This window comes from Ruegeria sp. AL12 (assembly GCF_056540885.1).
On record NZ_JBQFXN010000006.1, the window covers coordinates 22,498 to 43,655 of the forward strand.

The 21,158-nt window shown below is 55.2% G+C and carries 25 protein-coding genes and 1 pseudogene; 14 read left to right on the top strand and 12 right to left on the bottom strand.

Features of this window, described 5'->3' with window-relative positions:
* Window positions 1-62 precede the first annotated feature (62 nt).
* The 3 genes from ACR0C6_RS15050 to ACR0C6_RS15060 form a co-directional block, all read right to left on the bottom strand.
* Entirely contained in the window at window positions 63-632 is a 570-nt protein-coding gene (locus ACR0C6_RS15050; RefSeq protein ID WP_480446583.1) for a PRC-barrel domain-containing protein, read from the bottom strand.
* 154 nt (window positions 633-786) lie between these two features.
* Window positions 787-1,407: a PRC-barrel domain-containing protein gene (locus tag ACR0C6_RS15055; RefSeq protein WP_480620015.1), complete on the bottom strand. Its 621-nt coding sequence runs from the start codon at window positions 1,405-1,407 to the stop codon at window positions 787-789.
* 95 nt (window positions 1,408-1,502) lie between these two features.
* Window positions 1,503-1,700: a CsbD family protein gene (locus ACR0C6_RS15060; RefSeq protein WP_093961665.1), complete on the bottom strand. Its 198-nt coding sequence runs from the start codon at window positions 1,698-1,700 to the stop codon at window positions 1,503-1,505.
* Window positions 1,701-1,912: 212 nt separating this feature from the next.
* Here ACR0C6_RS15060 and ACR0C6_RS15065 point away from each other — a divergent pair, with 212 nt between their 5' ends.
* From ACR0C6_RS15065 to ACR0C6_RS15080, 4 genes are read left to right on the top strand one after another with little or no spacing between them, the layout of a single operon-like run.
* Window positions 1,913-2,422: a hypothetical protein gene (locus ACR0C6_RS15065; protein WP_480446585.1), complete on the top strand. Its 510-nt coding sequence runs from the start codon at window positions 1,913-1,915 to the stop codon at window positions 2,420-2,422.
* On the top strand, window positions 2,415-2,813 hold the full coding sequence (locus ACR0C6_RS15070; protein ID WP_171116901.1) for a phage holin family protein: 399 nt from the start codon (window positions 2,415-2,417) through the stop codon (window positions 2,811-2,813). Before ACR0C6_RS15065 ends, ACR0C6_RS15070 begins: the two co-directional genes overlap by 8 nt.
* Window positions 2,806-3,567, top strand: coding sequence for a hypothetical protein (locus ACR0C6_RS15075; RefSeq protein ID WP_480446586.1), 762 nt, complete (start codon window positions 2,806-2,808; stop codon window positions 3,565-3,567). Before ACR0C6_RS15070 ends, ACR0C6_RS15075 begins: the two co-directional genes overlap by 8 nt.
* Before the next feature lie 9 nt (window positions 3,568-3,576).
* Window positions 3,577-4,578, top strand: coding sequence for an AI-2E family transporter (locus ACR0C6_RS15080; RefSeq protein WP_480446587.1), 1,002 nt, complete (start codon window positions 3,577-3,579; stop codon window positions 4,576-4,578).
* Here ACR0C6_RS15080 and ACR0C6_RS15085 read toward each other — a convergent pair.
* Genes ACR0C6_RS15085 through ACR0C6_RS15100 form a run of 4 tightly spaced genes read right to left on the bottom strand, consistent with a single transcriptional unit; the run spans window position 4,575 to window position 8,542 of the window.
* Window positions 4,575-6,071: a phospholipase D family protein gene (locus tag ACR0C6_RS15085; protein WP_480620016.1), complete on the bottom strand. Its 1,497-nt coding sequence runs from the start codon at window positions 6,069-6,071 to the stop codon at window positions 4,575-4,577. The genes ACR0C6_RS15080 and ACR0C6_RS15085 overlap by 4 nt on opposite strands.
* On the bottom strand, window positions 6,049-7,809 hold the full coding sequence (locus ACR0C6_RS15090) for a sensor histidine kinase (RefSeq protein ID WP_480446589.1): 1,761 nt from the start codon (window positions 7,807-7,809) through the stop codon (window positions 6,049-6,051). The genes ACR0C6_RS15085 and ACR0C6_RS15090 overlap by 23 nt, the downstream gene beginning before the upstream one ends.
* A 6-nt stretch (window positions 7,810-7,815) precedes the next feature.
* The gene (locus ACR0C6_RS15095) at window positions 7,816-8,361 is read right to left on the bottom strand and encodes an RNA polymerase sigma factor (RefSeq protein ID WP_480446590.1); all 546 of its coding nucleotides are present in this window, start codon (window positions 8,359-8,361) and stop codon (window positions 7,816-7,818) included.
* A complete protein-coding gene (locus ACR0C6_RS15100) occupies window positions 8,354-8,542 on the bottom strand; it encodes a NepR family anti-sigma factor (RefSeq protein WP_170452416.1) in 189 nt (62 codons plus the stop codon). Before ACR0C6_RS15100 ends, ACR0C6_RS15095 begins: the two co-directional genes overlap by 8 nt.
* A gap of 94 nt (window positions 8,543-8,636) precedes the next feature.
* On the opposite strand from ACR0C6_RS15100, the gene ACR0C6_RS15105 reads away from it, so the two are divergent.
* Both ACR0C6_RS15105 and ACR0C6_RS15110 read left to right on the top strand, forming a co-directional pair.
* Window positions 8,637-9,452, top strand: a complete 816-nt coding sequence (locus ACR0C6_RS15105) for a response regulator (protein WP_480446591.1) — start codon at window positions 8,637-8,639, stop codon at window positions 9,450-9,452.
* Between the two features lie 61 nt (window positions 9,453-9,513).
* Entirely contained in the window at window positions 9,514-10,449 is a 936-nt protein-coding gene (locus tag ACR0C6_RS15110; RefSeq protein ID WP_171725980.1) for a mechanosensitive ion channel family protein, read from the top strand.
* A 355-nt stretch (window positions 10,450-10,804) separates the two neighbouring features.
* On the opposite strand, the gene ACR0C6_RS15115 is transcribed toward ACR0C6_RS15110, so the two are convergent.
* The 4 genes from ACR0C6_RS15115 to ACR0C6_RS15130 all read right to left on the bottom strand — a co-directional run bounded on the left by ACR0C6_RS15115 (window position 10,805) and on the right by ACR0C6_RS15130 (window position 12,443).
* Complete coding sequence (locus ACR0C6_RS15115; RefSeq protein WP_480446592.1) at window positions 10,805-11,119, bottom strand: hypothetical protein; 315 nt, start codon at window positions 11,117-11,119, stop codon at window positions 10,805-10,807.
* The gene (locus tag ACR0C6_RS15120; RefSeq protein ID WP_480620017.1) at window positions 11,116-11,562 is read right to left on the bottom strand and encodes a DUF5681 domain-containing protein; all 447 of its coding nucleotides are present in this window, start codon (window positions 11,560-11,562) and stop codon (window positions 11,116-11,118) included. Before ACR0C6_RS15120 ends, ACR0C6_RS15115 begins: the two co-directional genes overlap by 4 nt.
* 149 nt (window positions 11,563-11,711) lie before the next feature.
* Window positions 11,712-12,236: a hypothetical protein gene (locus ACR0C6_RS15125; protein ID WP_480446594.1), complete on the bottom strand. Its 525-nt coding sequence runs from the start codon at window positions 12,234-12,236 to the stop codon at window positions 11,712-11,714.
* Complete coding sequence (locus tag ACR0C6_RS15130) at window positions 12,237-12,443, bottom strand: transcriptional coactivator p15/PC4 family protein (RefSeq protein WP_480446595.1); 207 nt, start codon at window positions 12,441-12,443, stop codon at window positions 12,237-12,239. It lies immediately after the preceding gene.
* Between the two features lie 39 nt (window positions 12,444-12,482).
* On the opposite strand from ACR0C6_RS15130, the pseudogene ACR0C6_RS15135 reads away from it, so the two are divergent.
* The 6 genes and pseudogenes from ACR0C6_RS15135 to ACR0C6_RS15160 form a co-directional block, all read left to right on the top strand.
* Window positions 12,483-12,821: pseudogene (locus ACR0C6_RS15135) on the top strand (integrase core domain-containing protein); the annotation flags it as partial.
* A 21-nt stretch (window positions 12,822-12,842) separates the two neighbouring features.
* Complete coding sequence (locus tag ACR0C6_RS15140; protein ID WP_480620018.1) at window positions 12,843-13,838, top strand: thermonuclease family protein; 996 nt, start codon at window positions 12,843-12,845, stop codon at window positions 13,836-13,838.
* A gap of 1,288 nt (window positions 13,839-15,126) precedes the next feature.
* Entirely contained in the window at window positions 15,127-15,420 is a 294-nt protein-coding gene (locus ACR0C6_RS15145; protein WP_152456701.1) for a putative quinol monooxygenase, read from the top strand.
* 41 nt (window positions 15,421-15,461) lie between these two features.
* Window positions 15,462-15,920, top strand: coding sequence for a GFA family protein (locus ACR0C6_RS15150; RefSeq protein WP_152456702.1), 459 nt, complete (start codon window positions 15,462-15,464; stop codon window positions 15,918-15,920).
* Between the two features lie 180 nt (window positions 15,921-16,100).
* Complete coding sequence (locus tag ACR0C6_RS15155) at window positions 16,101-16,928, top strand: class I SAM-dependent methyltransferase (RefSeq protein ID WP_254705291.1); 828 nt, start codon at window positions 16,101-16,103, stop codon at window positions 16,926-16,928.
* 135 nt (window positions 16,929-17,063) lie between these two features.
* Window positions 17,064-17,963, top strand: coding sequence for a hypothetical protein (locus ACR0C6_RS15160; RefSeq protein WP_480446597.1), 900 nt, complete (start codon window positions 17,064-17,066; stop codon window positions 17,961-17,963).
* A gap of 158 nt (window positions 17,964-18,121) precedes the next feature.
* Here the strand turns inward: ACR0C6_RS15160 and ACR0C6_RS15165 are convergent, their stop codons facing one another.
* Window positions 18,122-18,682, bottom strand: coding sequence for a TetR/AcrR family transcriptional regulator (locus ACR0C6_RS15165; RefSeq protein ID WP_480446598.1), 561 nt, complete (start codon window positions 18,680-18,682; stop codon window positions 18,122-18,124).
* A gap of 215 nt (window positions 18,683-18,897) precedes the next feature.
* On the opposite strand from ACR0C6_RS15165, the gene ACR0C6_RS15170 reads away from it, so the two are divergent.
* Both ACR0C6_RS15170 and gntH read left to right on the top strand, forming a co-directional pair.
* Entirely contained in the window at window positions 18,898-19,698 is an 801-nt protein-coding gene (locus tag ACR0C6_RS15170) for an outer membrane protein (RefSeq protein WP_480446599.1), read from the top strand.
* 108 nt (window positions 19,699-19,806) lie between these two features.
* Window positions 19,807-21,030, top strand: a complete 1,224-nt coding sequence (gene gntH, locus ACR0C6_RS15175) for a guanitoxin biosynthesis MBL fold metallo-hydrolase GntH (RefSeq protein WP_480446600.1) — start codon at window positions 19,807-19,809, stop codon at window positions 21,028-21,030.
* Window positions 21,031-21,158 lie beyond the last annotated feature (128 nt).

A 21,158-nucleotide genomic window follows, 5' to 3' on the forward strand; every position in this document is an offset into this window, starting at 1 on the left:
GAACCGCCGACCGAAAAATCGGCCGGCGGCTTGATCACATGCTTTGCGACTGAGGAGCCGTTTTACGACCCTTCGTAGGCCGGCATACCCTTCAGCATCTCTTTGTCAGCGTGAACGAAGGCATAGGTGTTGTCACCATTGACTTCACGCATCAGCGACACGCGCGAGAAATCGATCAGAACATCCTTTTCCCCCAAGCCGAGGAACCCGCCAACGCCGATCACGGCCCCATCGACCGATCCGTCCATGTCGACGACGACCTCTTCGATCTCGCCGATCCACTCTTGCGAGACGTCATAGACGCGCATGCCGGTCAGATCTTCGGCCGGGATAGTGCCCTGGGCAACGGGGACATAACCCTCGATGTCGATGGTGGTTGGATCAACCGCATCAGCCATCTGTCCGGCTTTTTCGCTGATGTACTCACCGGTTGCTTCGGCTGCCTGGTCGACGTCTTCCGCCGTGTTCTGCGCAGCGTTCTTGATATCCTGCGCGGTATTGGACAGCGCATCACCGGCTGCCTCGGCTGCCTCTTCCAGGTTCTTGCCGACTTCTTCGACATTCGAGCTCTCTGCATAGGCCGATGCCGACATCACCAGAACGATCGAAGTTGTGGTCAGAAAACGTTTCATAGCTCACTCCTTTGGTCTGTTCTGACCGCGTTTCCCGCGGTCTTGTTGAACAAACGAATGACGCCGGAACTTGTTCCCAGAAAAATGCAAAAATATCTGTTTTTAAAACAAAAAACCGCGCATCTGCGCGGTATGACAAGCCGTGGCCAGACCCTCAGACCGGGTGCAGCGGATCGGAAGATCTGGACAGAACCATGTAGTGTTCATCGTCGGGAATATTGCGTAACTCAGCGAACGGAAAACTCAGGGTATCTGGTCGCCCGTCGATCAAGAGAAATCGCAGAGCCTTGGTGTTTGGGTCTAGCTCAATATCCATAAACCTTCCCAACTCACCAGTCGCGTCAAACACGGGGTTGCCCTGCAACTTCGCAAACCATCGGAAGTTGCTTCCGGGTGGCGTGGGCTGGGGGCGTTGGCGGAGAGCGTCATTCAGGATCGCCCCCATCACAACCGGCGCAATCGCGTTGCCGAACGGCCCTACGACCAGGGGCGGCAGGCCTTTAATGTCTACTGCGAGGGGGTCTTCGCCTCCTTCGCTCTGTCGAAGATGATTCACTTGGTGATGGGATAACGTGCACACTACCTCGCTTGCACCAAATTCGAGCGAATCGGCGGTGAACGCCACCGGGTCATTCCCTCCGGCCACGCTCAGATTGACTAAGACGTACTCCAACTCGGTCTGCCCAGCGCGAATGGCGATATCGGAAACGCGACCAATTGCGTGGTCGGTTCCAGATGGGACAACGGGCGTGTTGATGAGGTCAGACAGTTTCATAGTCTCGGAGATTACCTGTTGGGATCGGTCTTGAGAGTCTGTGGGGCGCCATCGATTTGATGCCACCCCACGCGATGTGCGCATCCACCTTTGGGCTACATGTCCTTCATCAGGCGATCCACGATTTCCCGAACGTCTTCTTTCGAATCTCCGTATTTCTTTTGGATGATGCCTTCCAGTTGCTCGCGATCGCCGCGGGCTTGCTCGATCTCATCATCGGTCAAATCGCCGAAACGCTCGATCAGCTTGCCTTTGAATTCGGTCCAGCGTCCAAGAATTTGGTCCCAGTTCATCGTAAATTCCTTTCGATTGCTTCGTCGCTGTCAGTGAAACGCACCAAACTCGAACTGGTTCCGGGCACCGGCGATATTTCTTCATTGGTCGGCAAAAAGGGGGGATCGAACAGATACCGAACTGGGTCCACCGTGGCGTTCGAACTGGTCTTGGGAACAATCTCGTCTTCCATGCGTTGAAGGACCGAGACCTCAACACAGGAGATCGAACCATGCCACGTCGAACCGAGACCACGGAGAAAGCAAAAGCCCATGCCCAGGATCTGACCGGCAAGGTCAAGGACACCGTGACCGCCGAGGTCTCGGCCCGGGCCGAATCCCTGAAGGACAGCGCAGCGCAGGAGGTTGAGAGCGCCGCTCATGCAGCCGACGCAGCTGCCGATGCATTTCCCGACCAATCGGTACAGCATCAGGTCTTGTCGAGGATTGCGGACAACATGGAAGCTGTGGCTGGGCAAGTCCGCTCTGCCGACTTGGCCAGTATGAGCCGAAAGGTGTCTGATTTCGCCCGCGAAAACCCGCTGTTGTTCGTCGGATCGGCTGCCTTGGCCGGGTTTGCTGCAGCCCGTTTCCTGAGCGCGCGCAATACGGGCGCGGCCCAATCCGCATCTTTTCGTGCAGATCCTTGGGATATTGATCCGTCGCTGCTGCATGGTACCTCGGTCGATACCTCGGGCCACACCAGCGCGTTGGCGCGAATGAATGGTGGCCGCGATGCATAACCCCAACGATCTGCGATCTGCACCGGGGCTTTTGGCAAACGCGCTCAAACATCTGTCGGGTTTGCTTCAGGCTGAGGTAAAGCTTGCCAAAGAGGAGTTGTCCCGAAACCTGACGCGAGCGGGCTTAGGGCTGGCCTGCCTTGGCGTTGCTCTGATCCTTTTGATGATCGCACTGAACCTCATGGCGACATCCTTGGTCGCGTATATCGCCGCCAATGGTTTTTCGGTGGGTATGGCCTCGTTGCTCGTTGGCGCGGGCTTGGCACTGGTTGCTGGGTGCCTGGCGCTTTTTGGCCGGTCCCGCTTGTCCGCCACCGCGCTGGTCCCCGAGCAAGCCATGAAAAACCTGCAGCGCGACATCGAAGCGATGAAGGAGTCGACCCATGTCTGACCTGACACCTCTTGAAACGCAGATCGCATACGAACGCAGCGCTCTTGCACGCTCGCTTAATGCTCTGTCGGATACGCTGGCACCGCCGCGCCTGGCAGACGAGGCGAAATCGACGCTCGAAGCCTATGGCGGGCAGATCGGTGCGCAACTCTGGTCCGCGGCTCAAAAAAACCCGGCCGCCTTTGCTCTGCTCGGTGCAGGAGCAGCCCTTTGGGTTGCGGGTCCAGGGTCTGGCTCAAAAAGCACCCAATCCCCGCGCCAGGCCGTACCTCCGCAGCAGGCCTTCGACGGCTTTGATCGGCGTGTCGCCGACGCCGACAGCCGCATGAAACAGGAGATGACCGGAATGACTGAACACAGCCAATCTGCCAGCGTGCTGTCCGCCGCCTTGGATCGTGGTCTGGACAAGCTCTCACCCCAGGCCCGTGCCCGTGTGATCGAAGCGCGCAAGGCCGCAATCGGTGCGCAGCAAGCGGTCGAGAAGCGTGCGCGGAAGGCGGCGAAGGCCTCGCAAACCTTCGTTCATGATCAGCCGCTGGCGGCCGGAGCATTAGCGCTGGGCGTAGGTATTCTGGCTGGCGCTCTGCTGCCCAACACCCGCAAAGAGGACGAGTTGCTGGGCCATCGGCGCGATCAGCTGATGCGACAGGCCCAACGGGTTTTGAACGAAGAACTGGACAAGCTGCATGCCGCGGCCAACGCACGGCTGGATGAGGCCGCTGATCGGGCCTCCGACGCTTTGCGCAGTCAGTGAAGCGCGCCCATGCCCACTGCTTTCAGCTCTCCATCGGCCTTGCGTGCGATGCTGGCGATCCTGACCGGGATCGCCATCATCACCGCTTTGTACCTAGCCCGGTCGATCGTCGCGCCGATCACCTTCGCGTTGGTTCTGGGGGTCGTGGTCGCCCCACTCGCCGACAAGCTTGAGGGGGTTGGTTGCCCGCGTGTGATATCCGCTTCGGCACTGCTGTTCGTGACCAGCACCGTCATCGTCGCGGCGTTCCTTCTGCTTGAACCGTTGCTGTCCACGCTGGTCGAACAGTTGCCCGCCATCAAACGCGAGTTGCGCTCTTGGGTCGCCGCAATGTCCGAGTTCATTCGGGGTATCGAAACGCTTGGGCGCGAGATCGAAGAAACCGTCGGCGCCGATGGGGCAGCGGAAACGGAGTCCGCCCTTCCGTCAGTGATGGATGCCTTGTGGCTGGCGCCCAATTTCGGATCAAAGATCCTGATTTTCATCGGCACGCTGTTCTTTTTCGTTTTGACCCGACCCGAGCTCTATGCCGCAGCCGGCCCGTTGACGGAGCGGCTGTATCTGGCCGACCGCGCGGTCTATCGCTATTTCGCTGCCGTGACGTTGGTCAATATCGGCCTCGGGACGGTAACGGCTGTGGCCTTGGGGCTGATCGGCATCAATGACGCCGTGATCTGGGGGCTGGCCGCCGGCCTTCTGAACTATGTGCTGTATCTCGGTCCGCTGATGATCCTGACCGGCCTTCTGATCGCCGGTTTAACCCAGTTCGGTGGAGCCGCGGCCCTGTTGCCCCCCCTGGTTTTCCTGGCGATCAATCTTTCTGAAGCACAATTCGTAACACCCGCCTTCGTCGGCCAACGTCTGCAGGTGAACCCGTTGGTCGTGTTCATTGCCATCATCTTTGGGCTTTGGCTGTGGGGGCCGGTCGGCGCCATCGTCGCACTCCCGATCCTGCTGTGGTTCGGCGTATTGTTGCACCCCAAGGTCATGAGCCCGGTCGCGCCCACCTAAACGATGTTTTCAGTTACCCCCGGAAGCGGTTGCCGCATGTCGCGCGCAACGTCGGCGTCATGCGGAACCAGGAAGCCGCTGCGCGCTTCGGGGCGCCGCACGCCGTTGGCCTGTACCTCTCGCCCCCACCACGCGAACATGGCATCGGGCTCGATCGGTTTGCTCAGATCATCCGAGAACCACCAATGATCCACCAGGGCCTGCCGCAGAACTGCGACCCGCTGCCGGTCGGTGACCCGAAGGGCGACTTCTGTGTCCCACCGCAAAGACCGTCCGTTCAGGTTGGCGGACCCGACCAAAGCATGATGGTCATCCACCACCAGAACTTTGTTGTGAACGTGAATGATCGGAGACCCGCTCAGAACTTCAGCGCTGGCATCGGCCCCACTGGCCGGAATCGGTTGGACCGGGGTCGACACCGAAACCCGGTCTTGGAACCCCTGCTGAATGATCTCCAAGCATTTGGCCTGCAGGTCCAACCCGTATTGCGCGTCCAATCCGTCATGGCCGCCAAAGGCCACTTCCTCGGGCAAGGCTGGTAAAACAAGTACCAGTTTCAGATCCTGCTTGGAATGGCCCGCGTCAGCCAAGGCCTCGGCCAGCCGGGTTGATCTGAAATACTGGGTCTCGATGTGCAGAAGTTGCCGCGCGGCTTGAAAGGCGGCTATGTGCGCATCCTCGATCTCATGCGCGATGGTCTTTGGCGACAGCCGCCAGAATGCAAACCGGCGCGGGCTGGACAGGGTGCGGCGCAGGTGGGTTGCCTGTGGGACCGGTTGTCCGGTTGCGATTTCATGTTCGAACCGGTCGATATGGCGCGCGGCCTCGGCGGCCTCGGGTCCGCGGACCAGCAATTGAACGTCTGACCAGGTGTTTTTGGCCAGACGATCGTGATCCGGTGTGTCAAAGCGCCTTTCGTTCAAGTCCAATCCGCCGAGGTAGCAGATATCATTGTCGATCACTGCGACTTTCTGATGGTGCGACACGGTGTGAAGCCGGGGTAACGTGTCCGACCCCAGCCGTACTGCCTGCCGTTCGCGTCGTTCGCGGGACAGCTCCTGAATCCGCTGCGCCTTTTTCCGAAGAACCGCCGGCAACAGCGCGGCCCACGGCAATGCGCCAGCCTGCGCCGGGTGCATGGACACGCGAACGGTCAAGCGCGAGGCGATTTCTGGACCCAGGATTTCCGCCAGCGCAACCGCCTGCCGTTTCGTGCGCCAGCTCAGCTCGTGCAACTCGGTCGCGAAGATCGGATCGAAATCGCTGATGACCAAATGAAACGTTACACCCTTGCGAATGACATGCTCGATCAGGTCAAACCAGGTTTCCCCAATCTGGCGCGCCTCGTCGCTGCGCAGCCGTGTCATGAAATCGAATATCCGAAAACTTGCCTTGATCTGGTGCCGGGCCTTCAGAACCGCTTTTTCCAAGGCGGGCCAGGCTTGCTCGGCCGTGATCAGGACCTCAAAGTCATTCTGCTGCGGCACGGGCATCACCGCCTCTCTCATCCGCAATGGTCTGTGGTTCGCTATCCCCTTCTAATTCAGCGATTTCGAACGTCACCTCATACACATAATGCGATGATGTCTCGGTTATGGTTTCGGAACCGTCCAATTGGCGGAGGAAGGCCTGCATCAGCCGCTGACCGATCCCGCCGCTGTGAAACAGATCCGCACCGTCGTCCGTCTGCCCGCGCGTGTTGGAGATTTTCAGATGCAGGTTGCTCTCCTCGGGTCGGGTCAATTCCACCGAAATTGTCGGCGGTCCGTCCTGCGGAACGCCTACGTATTTGACCGCGTTCGTCAGCGCCTCGGCCACCAGCATCGACAGCGTGACTGCCTGATCCTGCCCCAGTTCGACAGGCGCGATCCGGCAGTCAACCTCGACCACCTGACCCAGAATTGGCGGTCGATGCGCCAGTTCGGCGACCAAATGTCCGATCAGTGCCTCGGTGTTGATCGTCGTCATCTGCGAGTTCTGGTTCAAGCTCTGGTGCACCATGGCCAGGCCGCGAACCCGACGCTGCAACTGTTCCAGCAAGCGCCGGGCCTCGGTGGTTTCGGCCTTGCGCAAATGCATGTTCATGATCGAAGCGATCAGTTGAAGATTGTTTTTGACGCGATGGTGTACCTCGCGCAACAACAGCGTTTTTTCGACAAGGTCGCGTTCGTGCTGCGCCTCAGCCTCGCGGATCAACAAGACCATGCGGTTGAATGCAGTCTGTATTTGCTGAAACTCCTGCGGGGCGCCTGCGAGGCTTTCAATTGGGTCGCGCTCGCCCAACGCGAAACGACGCACGGCCGAACGCAAGCTGTCGAGATGCCGGATCACCAATCGATGCAGGCCCCACAAGGCAACTCCCAGACCGGTCACCCACATCAGGATCGGAAAAGCAATGGTCAAAGCAGTGCTGCCTGCACCGACTGAGGCCAGCGCCGCCTCGCGTGGCCAACTGCCAATCACGGCGACTTCGCCCGGAATGATGCTGGCAACTGCAAAAACCCGATCCTCTCCGTCGGCCGTTTTAGCCGAAAATGTTTTACCGGAACTGGACAGAACCAACAGGTTTTCTTTCGCGGGCGGCAGGAATGGTTTGACCTCATCCAAGCCCACATTTGATGACAGCACTTCTCCGGTCGCGTCGAACAGGGCGATGACCACGTCACTACCAATGTTGCCAACATCCAAGGGCGTGCGCGCCAGCGCATGAGGTATCGAGATGGAGACGAACCCCATAAGCTCGGTCTTGTTCATGACCGGCTGGGTTACGATGATCACTGATTGCCCTGTCGCCGCCCCGGCACGACTGACAGAAAAAGTAAGCTGCGGATTTTCCGAGATCTGCCCGAAACCGGGCGCGTCCGACAATTCGATGGTCCGTTCGACGGTTGAGCAAGCCATAACACCGTTCGGCTGTATAAACCCGGCAAATACAAACTCGGGCTGTCGTTCGACGAACCTGCGCATAAGGCCCGAGCAAGCGGCTTTGTCCATACCTCCAGCCGAAAGCGCGGCGGTAAGTCCCGAACTGGCACCAACAGCTTTCTGCAGAAGCTCCCGTTCCCGGGTGGCAGCTTCGATGGTGCGCGCCAAAACCGAGGCCCGAGATCTTTCGTCGGCCTCGGTAATCACAGCGCGTGTCTGCAATACCGCAATCAGCCCCAAAGGCAAAAGCGCCAAGGTGACCAGCGCGGCAAGATAGACGGTCAGGCTGCGCGGTTCCGCATCCATCGATCGTCAGGCCGCCGGTTGCGTCTGAACGATCGCCACCGTCACCGCATCGGTCAATTCGATGGGTTCGTCATCTTCCAAATCCATCAGTTCGGCCAGTTGCGCGCGGGCACGGTTCACCCGGCTTTTGATCGTACCAAGAGCGACGCCGCACATCTCGGCTGCTTCCTCATAGGAAAATCCCTGTGCACCGACCAGCACCAATGCTTCGCGCTGTTCATCCGTCAGTTGGTCAAATGCAACAGCAAAATCCTTCAACGCCAGCCGTCCGTCATGGTCGGGCTTTTGCGACAGGCTTTCGGCCATCGCGCCATCCACATCCTCGACCTCGCGCTTGCGCTTGCGGTGCAGCGAAAAATAGGTGTTCCGGACGATGGTGAACAACCAAGCCCGCATGTTGGTGCCTTCCTGAAACGAGTCGATATTGCTCCATGCCTTTATCAATGCGTCCTGCACGATGTCATCGGCCGTGGCCCCGTTTCGGCACAAGCTGATCGCAAAGGCACGCATCGCGCCAATATGTTCGACAAGCTCTTCTCGGGGATCAACCATCCGAGCCTCCCGTGTCACCGCTTTTGGGAACACTGGTCTGATTGCGCAGTTTTTCAAGAAGATCGACGAACCGATCCGGAACCGGTTCGTTGGCTACCTCATCGAAAGCCCGCTTGAGGTTTTCGTCGATCCTTTGCTCTATTTCTTGCCGATGGCTTCGGCTGGGCTGTGGTTTTGTCATGGCATCATCAAAAATTTTTTACTTTTGCTGGAACCATAACGCCCCAGTATGCGTTTGGTTCCCGAGTTTAGAGAAAAAAATGAGGAAAACATAGATGACCGAGCTGACCGGAGTTTCCGTCGCAGATCAAATTGGCCCGCTCTTGCCGTTTCTGCGCCGTTATGCCCGTGCCCTCACCGGCTCACAGGACAGTGGCGACGCCTACGCCGCAGCATCGCTTGAAGCGATCCTTGCAGATCCCGCCCAGTTCGATGCCGATCTCGCGCCGCGGGTCGCGCTGTTTCGTGTGTTTCACAGCATCTGGTCAACATCGGGAATGCCTGTTGACGCAGATGGCCACAGCTCTGACATCCAAACGCGCGCCCACGCCCAGCTGGCACGCCTTACGCCGAACACGCGCGAGGCCTTGCTGCTGCGCACGGTCGAAGAGTTCTCGGTCAGCGATATCGCCACAATCATGCAGATAGAACCCGCCGAGGCTCAGAAGCTAATCGATATCGCCTACGAGGAAATGGCCCGCCACACTTCTGGGCGCATTTTGATCATCGAAGACGAGGCAATCATCGCGATGGATCTTGAAACTATGGTGACCGACCAGGGCCACCGGGTCACAGGGGTCGCACGCACCGAGACGGCCGCCATCGAACTGGCCGAGCGCGAGCCGTTCGACCTGATCCTGTCGGACATCCAACTGGCGGACAAATCCAGTGGAATCGATGCAGTGAACCGCATCATTGCCCAGCACGGCGATTGTCCCGTCATTTTCATTACCGCATTCCCCGAGCGCCTTCTGACGGGCAAAGGGCCCGAACCGGCCTTTTTGATTTCCAAACCCTACACCGAAGAACAGGTCAAATCGGCCGTCAGCCAGGCCATGTTCTTTGCCTCTAGCGCCGTGATCGAGGTCTGACGCGGCAGGGCCGCGCTGCAAGACACGAAAACTCAGGCGATTAGACACGACGAGGAACCCCATGGAAAACGAGATTGCACAGACCGCAGAGACCGTGACGAACACCGTTTGGGCCGAACTGTCGCAAGTTCTGAATGCCGAGCTGTATGACGGGAAATCGCTGAGCGACCTGTTGACGCTCGAGGCCCTTCTTGGCCTCGTCGCGAACACGATTGCCGCGCTGATCCTTCTTGTTCTCGGGCTTGTGATTTCAAGATATGTCAGCCGGAAGATCCGGGGCGTCGGTGAAAAATCGGAACGCCTGGACGATACGTTGTTCAACTTTCTTGGCAATCTGGCGCGCTATACGATCCTGGCGTTTACCGGGCTGTTCATTCTGAACACGTTCGGGGTGCAGACGACGTCGATCATTGCGCTGATCGGTGCCGCCGGTTTGGCCATTGGTCTTGCGTTGCAAGGCACATTGTCCAACGTTGCAGCCGGCGTGATGATCATCCTGTTCAGGCCGCTCAAGATCGGCGATTTCGTCGACGTGAATGGCGTGCTCGGAACCGTTAAAGACATCACTCTGAACTACACCGAAATTGCCGATATGGGAAACGTCAAGGTTATCGTTCCCAACGCCGAGGTGTGGGGAAACACCATCAAGAACTATTCCGTTTACGAGACCCGTCGTGCCGAGTGGACGTTCGGCGTTGGATACGGCGTCAACTTGGCGGAGGCCGAGCGCGTCATTCGCGAGACGATCATGTCGGACGCCCGTTCGTTGGCTGACCCCGAACCGTTCATCCAGGTGAACAATCTTGGCAGCAGCAGCGTCGATTTTCTTGTCCGCGTGTGGTGCAAGTCTTCGGACTACTTCCAATACCAGGCGGACATGAAGCGCAAAGTCAAAGAGGCGTTGGACGAAGCCGATATCAATATTCCGTTTCCGACCCGCACTCTGTTGATTGAAGGCGAAAAGACTCAGCGAGAAAAAGCGATCGCGGCAGAGTAACCTTGACTGTTGACCCCAGGTGCCTGAAGCCAGCACTCTTCAGGCAAAATTAGGGGTTTGAGCAACGGAGGTGCGGTCATCGGCCTGAGTCGCCAAAATGATTGCCGCGACTGAAACGCCAAAATGAGTTGGCCTGATCCTCCCCCAATGAAGTGGTCCGCCATTATGCTTGGGAAAACCGAAGATCAGCATGGCAACGAAGAGACACAAGCCAGAGGAGATTGTCACGAATAGTAATCCTTGGGCTAGAACCTGAGCGGCAGTACCTGTCTTGGTAGGCCAAGAGCTGGTCAATATGATCCTAATCAGTCTTTTCACGCTCAGACTCCGGCTGGCTCGAAGCTCAAACATGCAATTAAGTCCACTTGGCATCCCAGGGCAGGCTAACGGTCGCGCCAACCTTCTTACCTATCTCGATGCCTGTCTGGTCGAAGCGACGCATAAACTCAGCGCCCGACTCGTCTTGTCTCCGTTGCAAAGTGACAGTTTCCTCTGAATCCGAAACGCTCACTATGGCACGATGAACGTCCTCTCTTAGACTGGGGGGCCAGCCGTTTTCGGTCGAAATTGGGTTCCCGTGCTTGTCAAAGAACTCGCCCTGAGTGACGACGACTTTGAACTGGTTTCCTGCGTCCTTTTCCAGTTTTTCCACCCTGCTACGAACACTCATTTTGAAGCCTCCAAAGCTGCTATTCGTTTCTCTAGTTCCGTCGTTTCCAGAACCCGCCTGTATTGCTCAATAAGCCCCATGACCGTCGCTCCCTCCAAAGGTGTCACGTCACCCTGAGAAACGGCTTGTAGCACCGCCTGTGCGGCCTCTGAGGCGTCGGCAGCGGATCTGATGGGGGGAAGGTCAAAACTGACCGGTGCGTCCTTTCTGGTGGGCGCAATCCGCTCCAGACAAAGACGGAGGGCCGTGCTGTCACCCTCAAGCGCCAACTCAACCGCTTTTTGCGTGATTGCCTCCGATTGCCCCTCAAGCAGTTCCTCTACTGCCCGAGAGACCCGGTTTCGGGTTCCTCTGGGCTTGCCGGGATTACCAGTCGCAAAGGTCCCATCCGGGTTTCGTTCGTCCGTATTGGTTCCGTTTTTTCGGTCGGGTTCATCCGTCATTGCTCATGCCTCGCTTGTTAGATTGTTAGTGTTGAAGGTGTCCGTTTCCCCCAGACCCCCTGGTAGATTAAGGATGTCTTAAATATTGCGACGGGGGACTTGCCGAAATCGGGCGTTTTCGTCGCAAATATTGATACGGCCCGTCGCATTTATTGCGTCGCCTCCGTCATTCTCGTCGCAAAATCTACGACGGTCTCGTCGCAGTTATTTAGACAGGGTTTTGTTTTTCCGCCCTTGCCAGTCGGATTGTGAACTGGAGCTTTTACGACCGGGAAATCTGCCCCTTCAGACCACTGCTTGTACAATCTGCGACCTGCCTCCCTGTGTGCGGTCGGTAGCGAAATTTCGGTCAGTTCAAACAGCGGAGATGATGCGACGCCACTGGTGCCGAGTTTGGGCGGACGCGTCACGGCGATGAAGCCCTTCGCCTGTAATTCACGAAACCCTTTGGCGGCTGTGTTGTACGACACGCCTAACCGGTCAGCGGCTTGTCTGACGCTCAAGCAAATCCTGCCGTTGTTATTGTTGGCCGCTCCGTGCCATTCCAGCCTAAGCCATGGATACAAGGCCTGCGCGGTGGACGAGAGGGCCCGCCAGGCGGGCTCCTCCATCATGTTGCGAACAAGCTTGGTCCAATGCTCGACGCGCTTTTCGTTTCTCTTGTCGCGCCCCATCTAAGCCGCCTCCGCCTTGTTGAGCGCGTCTATGAACTCCGGCAGCAACTCCGCCTTGAAGGCGACGCCTTGCTTGCCCGGTAGCATCTCTCCGTCTTTTGAGGTGAAGAACACGCGGATATTGATGAGGTCATGCCCCTGAAAGTCATTCCGGCTGACACGGTATTCCTCGTGGCTGTTCTTGGGGATCTGGGTGATGAGGGCCATTAGCGGCCCTCCCCGGAGTACAGCGTTGCGACGACGGGTCTGTTCATACTTCGCGGTGCGCCGAGTTTCATACGTTCTGACAATGGACCGGAATTTGTCGCCCAGGCTGTCCAAGGCTGGATCGCCGCCGTTGGCGCCAAGACGGCTTACATCGAACCTGGCAGCCCTTGGGAGAACGGACACTGTGAAAGCTTCAACGGCAGGTTAAGGGACGAGTTGCTCAACGGTGAGATCTTCTACAGCCTGCGCGAAGCTCAAATTCTGATCGAACAATGGAGGAGATACTACAACACAAAGCGGCCCCACAGTGCACTGGGCTATCGCCCGCCAGCGCCCGAAACCATCATACCAATGGATCGCAGGCCGACGATGCACTAACAATCAATTTGGACCAGTCAGATGAGGCTGCTCAGGCTATCCACAACTTATCCAACGGAACTGCTGTTTGTGCTGAGCGCCCATTTTAAGTTCCGAACGTTTCTGCTGTCCGGCAGCTTGGGTGTTGCTCATTGGGGCGTTGTCAAGCCTCGGCACAACCCACTCGCCAATAAAGTCAAATACACGAAGAAAAATGGCATAAAATCAAAAGTGCTCGTCGGTCATACTCTCTATTTTAGCCCAAAGCCTTTTTGCTTGAGTTTCATCGTGACCGACATGTCCAATTCCCTTCCACCTCTCACCAGCTCTTTGCGGCCCAAATTGCGCGCCGATCAAGCAACATCGGAAATAGCTACGCATCAATTTGATTTTCTGTTCAGTACAACCGAATTGGAAGACGTGGCAGTATTGGCCCCTTTAATCCTTTTTGGCCTCGTTTTTTTGGCATTTCGCTTTGCGCCTCGCTCAAATAGCAGGGCTAAATTCGAGAACTCCGCTCAGTATCGCCAAACTCCCGAAAAGCCAAAGTCTGTTACGCAGTCTTCAAGACGGCAACCCACACCATTTGATGTCAAAATTGCAGAGCATTTACCGGTAAGAATAGTTCTGCAAGGGAAAGCATGGGTTACGGATGGCGATACAATCGTCATCAACAAAACGCAGATACGATTGTTCGGTATTGACGCACCCGAGATCGATCATCCTTTTGGGCAGAAGGCAAAATGGGCGATGGTGAAACTTTGCAAAGGTCACAAAGTAAAAGCGGTAGTAACTGACGTGGATCATTACGGCCGTACTGTTGCGCGTTGTACTTTACCTGATGGTCGAGATTTATCAGCTGAACTTGTGAAGATGGGATTGGCAATCGATTGGCCCAAGTTTTCTGAAGGTAAATACAAGCATTTGGAAGTTCCGGGTGTGCGCAAAAAGTTGTGGTTGGCTAATGCGCGTCAGACAGGGAAGATGCATCTCTGGGAACAGTTTGAATACGATCAACGAAATCCGGAGAAGCGGTGAACGATACGACTTGAATTTTAAGTCGGAAATTGGGTTCGATGCTGTCGAATGCACTCGCAGCATCCTGTTGTCGTGGCGACCGCTGCATAGGACTCAAACTGCCCAAATGGACACGGCACAAATGCATGCGGCCGACCTTCAGTGGTTTACGCAGTAAACCGATGCCTACTCTTGGCTTCATGCAGTTTCTTTGCGGCTCGCGGAGGATCCGCCTTAATGCTCTCTGCGAGCTTGGCTCTAACACTGTCGATAGAATCACTAAGCTCATTTTCCTGAATGCCTTCAAGTGCGGCCAATGTAACTCCAAGGCCTGCAAATTTCGTCGTTATCAACCTAATATGCTGATGGCGATGCGCGCGCTTAACGCTTGTGGTGTCGATGTGGCTGCGCATTTCCAGTAGGTCATCCTCGGATGATCCAGCAACCAAGCCCTACATTGTATGGTTAGACCACCGCGCGTGGTTTCCATCGTGAAGATCAGGCTCGCAGTATCGTACCTTCTTTAAAGCCTCGGCAATGGCATCGCCGAACAAGGCATCGAACTGGGACCACGTCCTGATCTGCCAACGATCTTTGAGCGCTCGTAACTCAACACGTCACACGCGGCTCTGAGACGTATCAGAAGGTTCAAATGGGGGTGTAAATGCGGAAATGTTCCAAGCCCGCCGTCTTGCGTATGTGCCGCCACGATTTCTACAGGTCATTTCGCAGTCCACTGTCAGAAGCGCTTAATTTTATACATGGATTTCCCGGTTGACGAGGCAATTCCATCAGGATGTCATAGGCTTCTCTCGGTAGAGGAATGCGGCGGCTTCCGGTCTTGCTGCCCTGCAATTCCAGATGGTGCGACGTTACATAGCCCCAGCGCAGCGTCAGAATCTCGCTGATGCGACTTCCAGTGTAAATCAGCAGCAATAGTGCCGACACTCTGTCCCGCTTCCGGCGATTAATCTGAGTGTCAGAAGACCAAAAGCATCTAGTCGGACACTGGGAAGACGTGACTCTCATGGTTGTTAAGTCATTGAAAATCAGGAAGTGGTATAGGGTAGTTGTGACCGAAGGGTCGTGACAATGCGTGATCTGGTCTTTGAGAATAGATTCGCCGACTGAATCACCGGCGTGGTTGCGGTCACGCGACGACGGCAATTTGGCAGAAAGAAATCATCCAACAGAATTGGTCAGATGACTACAACGAGCCCAAAGCAGACAATCTCGGAACGAAATGATATGGTCGCGGAACCAGAGGCGCTCATACATTCAGGAACCGTACTTTACGGAGGTCGGATGAATGATCATGCGTATTTTTCAGGTCGTGACACGGCCGGGCAAAGAGGAAGAGTTCAGCAAGTTCTTCCATGAAACAGCTATCCCCTTGATGAGAGGTACCAAGGGCATCGTTCAAGTGTTTCCTGGTGCCGCACGTGCTGACACACCGCGAGAGTTCAGCTTTGTGATGATTTGGGAAAACCTGGAGTCACTAAAGGCTTTTGTCGGCGATAACTACCAGAGCCCGCATATCGATCCGGCGGAAGCCGAATTGGTCGAGTCGCGTTCGATCAAGCATTATGAACTGGTTCAATAAGAGCGATGGCTTGAATGCAAAGAAGCAATTAGGGGGAAACAATGATCAAGGGGAAATGCGGTTGCGGAGCCGTAACGTATCAAATGACGTCACCACCCATGTTCGTGCATTGCTGCCACTGCGGCGAATGTCAGCGACAAACCGGAGCGGCCTACGTCTTGAACGCCATCATTGAGGCAGATCGCGTGCAGTTTGAGGGGCCAATCACTGAACATGAGCTCTCTACTCCAAGCGGGAAAGGTCAGATCATTACGCGCTGTAGAGATTGTGGCGTCGCCGTTTTTAGCAGCTACATGATCCGCCTTGGCAAGCTAAGGTACGTGCGCGTCGGAACATTGAACAACCCGGATCAATGTCCTCCGGATGTACAGATTTTCACCAACAGCAAGCAGGCCTGGGTGCCACTCAGCAAAGACATTCCTATCTTTGAGGAATTTTACAAATTCGATGAGGTGTGGCCGCCCAATGCGTTGGACCGTTTGGAGATAGCTCTATCCTGACGGGCCAGTCGCTCGAGCCGAATGGCAGCTTTGTCCGTATTTCGGTCGTTCGCAAAACTATGGCGAACGCAGCCATCGAGATCAGTGCGGACGCTTTAGCGAGGCTACCATTTGGCGCAAAGAACGCTTCTGTTGGTGTAAAAAAACGTTGATGCTACTCTGGCCCGGCTTGGAGGGTGCATGAACGGCCTAAGTGATTTTGAAAAGATGGAGCGCGAAGGCTGGGCCAATCCAGCTATCGCCAAAGGTTATGCAGATGGATTTCACCAAGCCACGCGCCTTGTTGCGCAGAGGCTCTCGGATGCGGTTTCCGCAGGACCCAAGTCAACGGTTCTTGATTTATGCACCGGGCATGGTGTTGTTGCTGCAGAACTGTCGGCAAGAGGGGCATCCGTAACGGGGCTCGACTTCTCGGGAGTTATGATATCTCTTGCTCAATCAGCTGTGCCAGACGCTTCCTTCATTCAAGGAGATGCGATGTCAATGGACTTTGCTGATAGCAGCTTTGACGCCGTCACTATTGGTTTTGGTGTCCCGCACTTTCCCGATCCTGAACGCGGTTTGGCGGAGGCGGCAAGGGTTTTGAGACCAGGAGGGCGAATCGCGTTTTCAATCTGGAAGGGGAAAGGATCAGATGGTGCTTTCGGTTGGTTGTTCGATGCGGTTGGGCGACTGGGCGATCCGTCTGTAGAACTGCCTTTAGGACCGGATGCCCATATGCTTGCCGACCGTTCTTCTGCTGAGCCTATGGTCACTCAAGCGGGATTTGCAGAGTTTCAGTTGTTCGATGTGCCTTCTGAATTGCACGTACAACACCCTGAGGACTTGTTTGATGCATTTGACCAGGGTGCCGTTCGCGCGGCGTCACTATTAAGATCGCAACCTGCTATGAAACGAGATTCAATTCGCTCTGATCTGGCGGAACGCACTCGCTCTTTAGGCAACATGCACAATGGCGGTTTTCTTGTCCCGGCCCCGTCTGTCATCATATCAGCCGTTCGCCGCTAACTTTTTCGAACCTTTGACGATTACGCACGCTCTTCGATCAGCAGCTTTGTCCGCATAACAGACTTGAAAGCACTTGAACCGCTGGTTCAGGAGTGGCAACCCGAAAGGGAACCAGCGTCACTTAGGAAACGTCATATGAAAAACCTTATTCTAACGTGTTGCTTTGGAACTATTTCCCTATGTTTCACAGCGTTTCCGTTGGCTGCACAGCCGCGGCTAGGTTGGGCGTATCAAGTTGATGGGCTTGCCGCATTTCAAGGGGATGCGGATTTGAGCGGCGGTGGCGAGTTCTCTGCAAGTCGAACATTTCTTCGTGCGACCGCACTATACAATCTGGACGGAGGAAATTCAGTTGGGCTTTCCACCAGCTTTGGCAAACTGGATTATCGCTTCAGCCAATCGAACAACCAGCCATGGGAAAACATCCGTGACCTCCGCGTCGCTGTTCCTGTGCGGCTTCGAGTGAGTGATACAGCAACAGTTTTTGTGTCGCCACAGATCAGATGGGACTATCAAAGCGGGGCCTCCTCATCTGAAGGAAGAACCCATGGTATTTTTGCAGGAATTGCTTGGCAACTGAGCGAGCGCTTGACGATAGGTCCGGCCTTTGGCGCGTTTTCTCAATTTGACGAAAGCGGTACAGATTTTTTTCCAGCCCTGCTGATCGACTGGGACATAAACGATCGCTGGAACTTGAATACTGGCTCTGGTGTCGGAGCGACGCAAGGTCCCGGACTGACACTGAGTTACGCGTTGAATGACGCCTTGGACATTTCGTTGACCGCGCGATCGGAAAAAATTCGATTCAGGTTGGATGGGGATGGCCTTGCCCCGAATGGGGTGGGTGAGGATAAAAGTATCCCTGTAGTTCTTTCTGTTGGGTATAACCCGAACCCTGGGGTTTCATTAAGTGTCTTTGCTGGCGCAGAATTTGACGGCCGCCTGACGCTAGATGATGCGAATGGATTGGAAATTAGTCGTCAGAGCTATGAAACAGCGCCATTGGTTGGGCTGGCGTTCAGAGTCAGGTTCTGACCACAGCATTGAGCCAGTTTGCCAGTTGTGTGCGGAGTTTTCTCGCGGCTGAGTTCACGCGTCTACTTTGTTCGCATAGTGGGCGTTCATCCCAAGTGCAGCGAACGGCTGCAACGAGCCCTGAGCGGTCGTTCAAGACTGCTTGGAGGAAGCAGCTTTCATGGCTTCGATAGGAGCTTTAGCCGCAGATCACGGAGTTTCTTTCGGTTTATTGCGGTCAGATCGGGGAACAGCTCTCGCTCACTGACTTGGTAGCCGAGAAACAGACGAGTTCTCATTTCGAGTTCGTCACCAGCAAACCCTATCTCAGAAAAAAGCTGACGAATGACAGCTAGCCTGTGTTTCATCTGCCTGCGCCAAACTCGACGAACCTTAGGGCTTTGATATGCCCATTGCCTGATAGCTGTATCCAATTGGACGAGTTGAGCTCGGTCTACATGTTCATAAACAAACGCAAGTCGACTTTCCGGTGATTGCTCAACTAGCGTTTTGGTATCTTCAATGGGTTCTTGGTCAAGCTCTAGCCAGTAGTTAAGCAAAGCATTGTGCAAACCGTCCCTGCTACCAAAGTGATAGTAGAAGCCGCTCTTCGATACATTAAGCTCCGCGGCAAGCTTTTCTACGCGAACAGCTTCGATCCCACTGCGTTTCAACAAGTCCAACGCGGCACGTAACCAGTCTTCTTTGCTAACGCGACGTTCTCTTTTGATCTGGGTCATGTACAACACGTAACGCATGGTGTTATACAGAACAACTATACGGCACCGTTTAGTTTGTATAGACGTCAGCGTACAAAAGCACGTAGCCTCTGCTATTTGAACGTCGTGGGAGCGGCTGGTTCGCGCGCAATTCGAAATAACCAGCGAAAGGGCTCTCGTGGGCCAAATAAGATCTACGGGTGCAGGATACGCGAAGCGAAAGGAAGCAGTGGACCATGAAAAATGATCTTTCAAGCTTGATAGCAACTATTGCGCTAGGCCTAGTACCGGCGACTGCTCTCGCAGAACCAATTCCGCTTGCCGGACAAAGCGAAACAGAATGGCGCCATACACTTTCGGTCTATGCGTTCCTACCAGCAAGAACCAGCGGGGACTCGACGGTTGCAGGAGTGACAGTCCCACTTGACCTGGATTTTGGCGACGCGCTGGAGCTCCTCGATTTCGCCGCCGCCGGTCGATACGAAGCCTGGCGCGGCGATTGGGGTTTCATAATAGATGCCAACTATGTGTCACTTGAAGCCGACGGCAGTTTGCCCACGCCTGGAAGCGCTCCGTTCAGCGCTGATATTCGACAGGAATGGCTGGGTTTACTTGCGGCGTACAAGGCCGTTGACGCTATCGGGGGTAACGGGCAGCGCTACGCTATCGATCTGCAAGCAGGTGTGCGTTACAACTCTTTGCGCCAAGAGATAACGGTGACATCTCCGGCACCAATACCGGTATTGGGCGGCGATGAAGGCTGGTGGGAACCCGTAGTCGGCGCACGCGGCACTTGGGTGCTTAACGAGCGGTGGACCGCAATTGCATCCCTGGAACTTGGCGGCTTTGGCGCAGGCGGTAACGACCTGCAAGTCGGAGCCAATGTTGGTGTAGATTGGCGTCCATGGGAGACAACTTCGCTGTTCATTGGATGGCGTTACTTCAGCATGGACTACAGCGACACGCTTTCAACAGGGGCGTTCGAATATGACGTCGAACAGCACGGGCCGGTTCTTGGCGTCAAGTTCAGATTCTGAGCTGTGGATGCGTACCCAATTCGGGAACATGTAGATGGATGTTTCCAAACACAGGGCATTGCGTTCAAACCGAACGAACATCGATAACTTTTAGGGGAGGGTCTAGAAATGAGAGAAGGATTCATTGGAACCACTATTTCTGTGCTTGTTCTTTTGGCCGGGAGTGTTTCGGGTTGGGCGCAGGTGTCGCCCACCGAGCCGCTGCCAGAACACGACGTTTATTACCCGGGAACAGAGGCACTAGCGCCGGATGAAATGCGTGTTACTGCCTGCGGCACAGGGATGCCGACAGTTCGACCAAAGCAGGCGGCAGCCTGCTGGTTAGTCGAGCTTGGAAATGGTGACAAATTTCTATTCGATATCGGTGCGCAATCGATGAGTAGGATATCGGCGATGAAGATTCCCTATGACTACCTCGATAAAGTATTTCTCGGACACCTCCATCTGGACCATATGGCTGACTTGCCCTCACTCTGGATCAGTGGACTTAAAGCTAACCGAACCTTTCCCTTAAGAGTTTGGGGGCCAAGCGGTAGAACGCCAGAACTTGGCACGAAGGCATCGATGGAACACATGCAGAAAATGTATGCATGGGAGGTTGCGTCGGTCATTGGAAAACTTGATGATCGAGGACTTCAGATTGAGGTCAACGAGTTCGACTATAAAGGGGTCAACGAGGTAATTTACGACGAAAACGACGTCGTTATCCGTACGATACCCGCGGTCCATGCGATTGATGGTGCCGTAAGTTTTATACTTGAGTGGAACGACATGAAGTTCGCATATTCTAGCGATACCTCCCCAACTACTTGGTGGGTTGAATATACCAAGGATGTCGATATTTCAGTGCATGAAAGTTTTGCGCCACCAAAGACATTAATTGAAAAGCAAAACTACGGCCCGGAGTTTGCGCTTTTGCTTGGGACACTGCTGCACACTTCACCAAGTCAATTTGGCAAGCTCATGGCAATGACAGAGCCGCGTATTGCAGTTGCGTATCATTTCTTTAACGACCACGACACTCTACCAGAACAAATCGAAGAAATCCGCAAAGTCTACGATGGGCCGCTCGCTTTGGCGCAAGATTATATGGTCTTCAACGTTACGAAGGACGACATTAAAGTACGAATGGCGGTCGTTGATGAGGAGATCTGGCCTTCACCGCCAACTCGACCCAAAGTCGCTGAGGATGAACCCCGAGAAAAGCTTTCAGAGTTTACCAAGTCGGGTGACCTTTTTATGGAAGACTTGCTTAAGCAGATTTGGGATGAAACTAATTCAATCTATGGTAGCAATGCTGTGCTTCCGCCGAATGGCATCGGTGGAGAATAGTCGATAGTGTATCCCGTTGTCGGCTCGAGTGCATCATCCAAAACAGGCTCTGAATTCAAATTTAACGTCTGCTTTGTCCGTAAAGTAGACGTTCAATGAATTTGGGCGAACGACTACAATGAACCCAT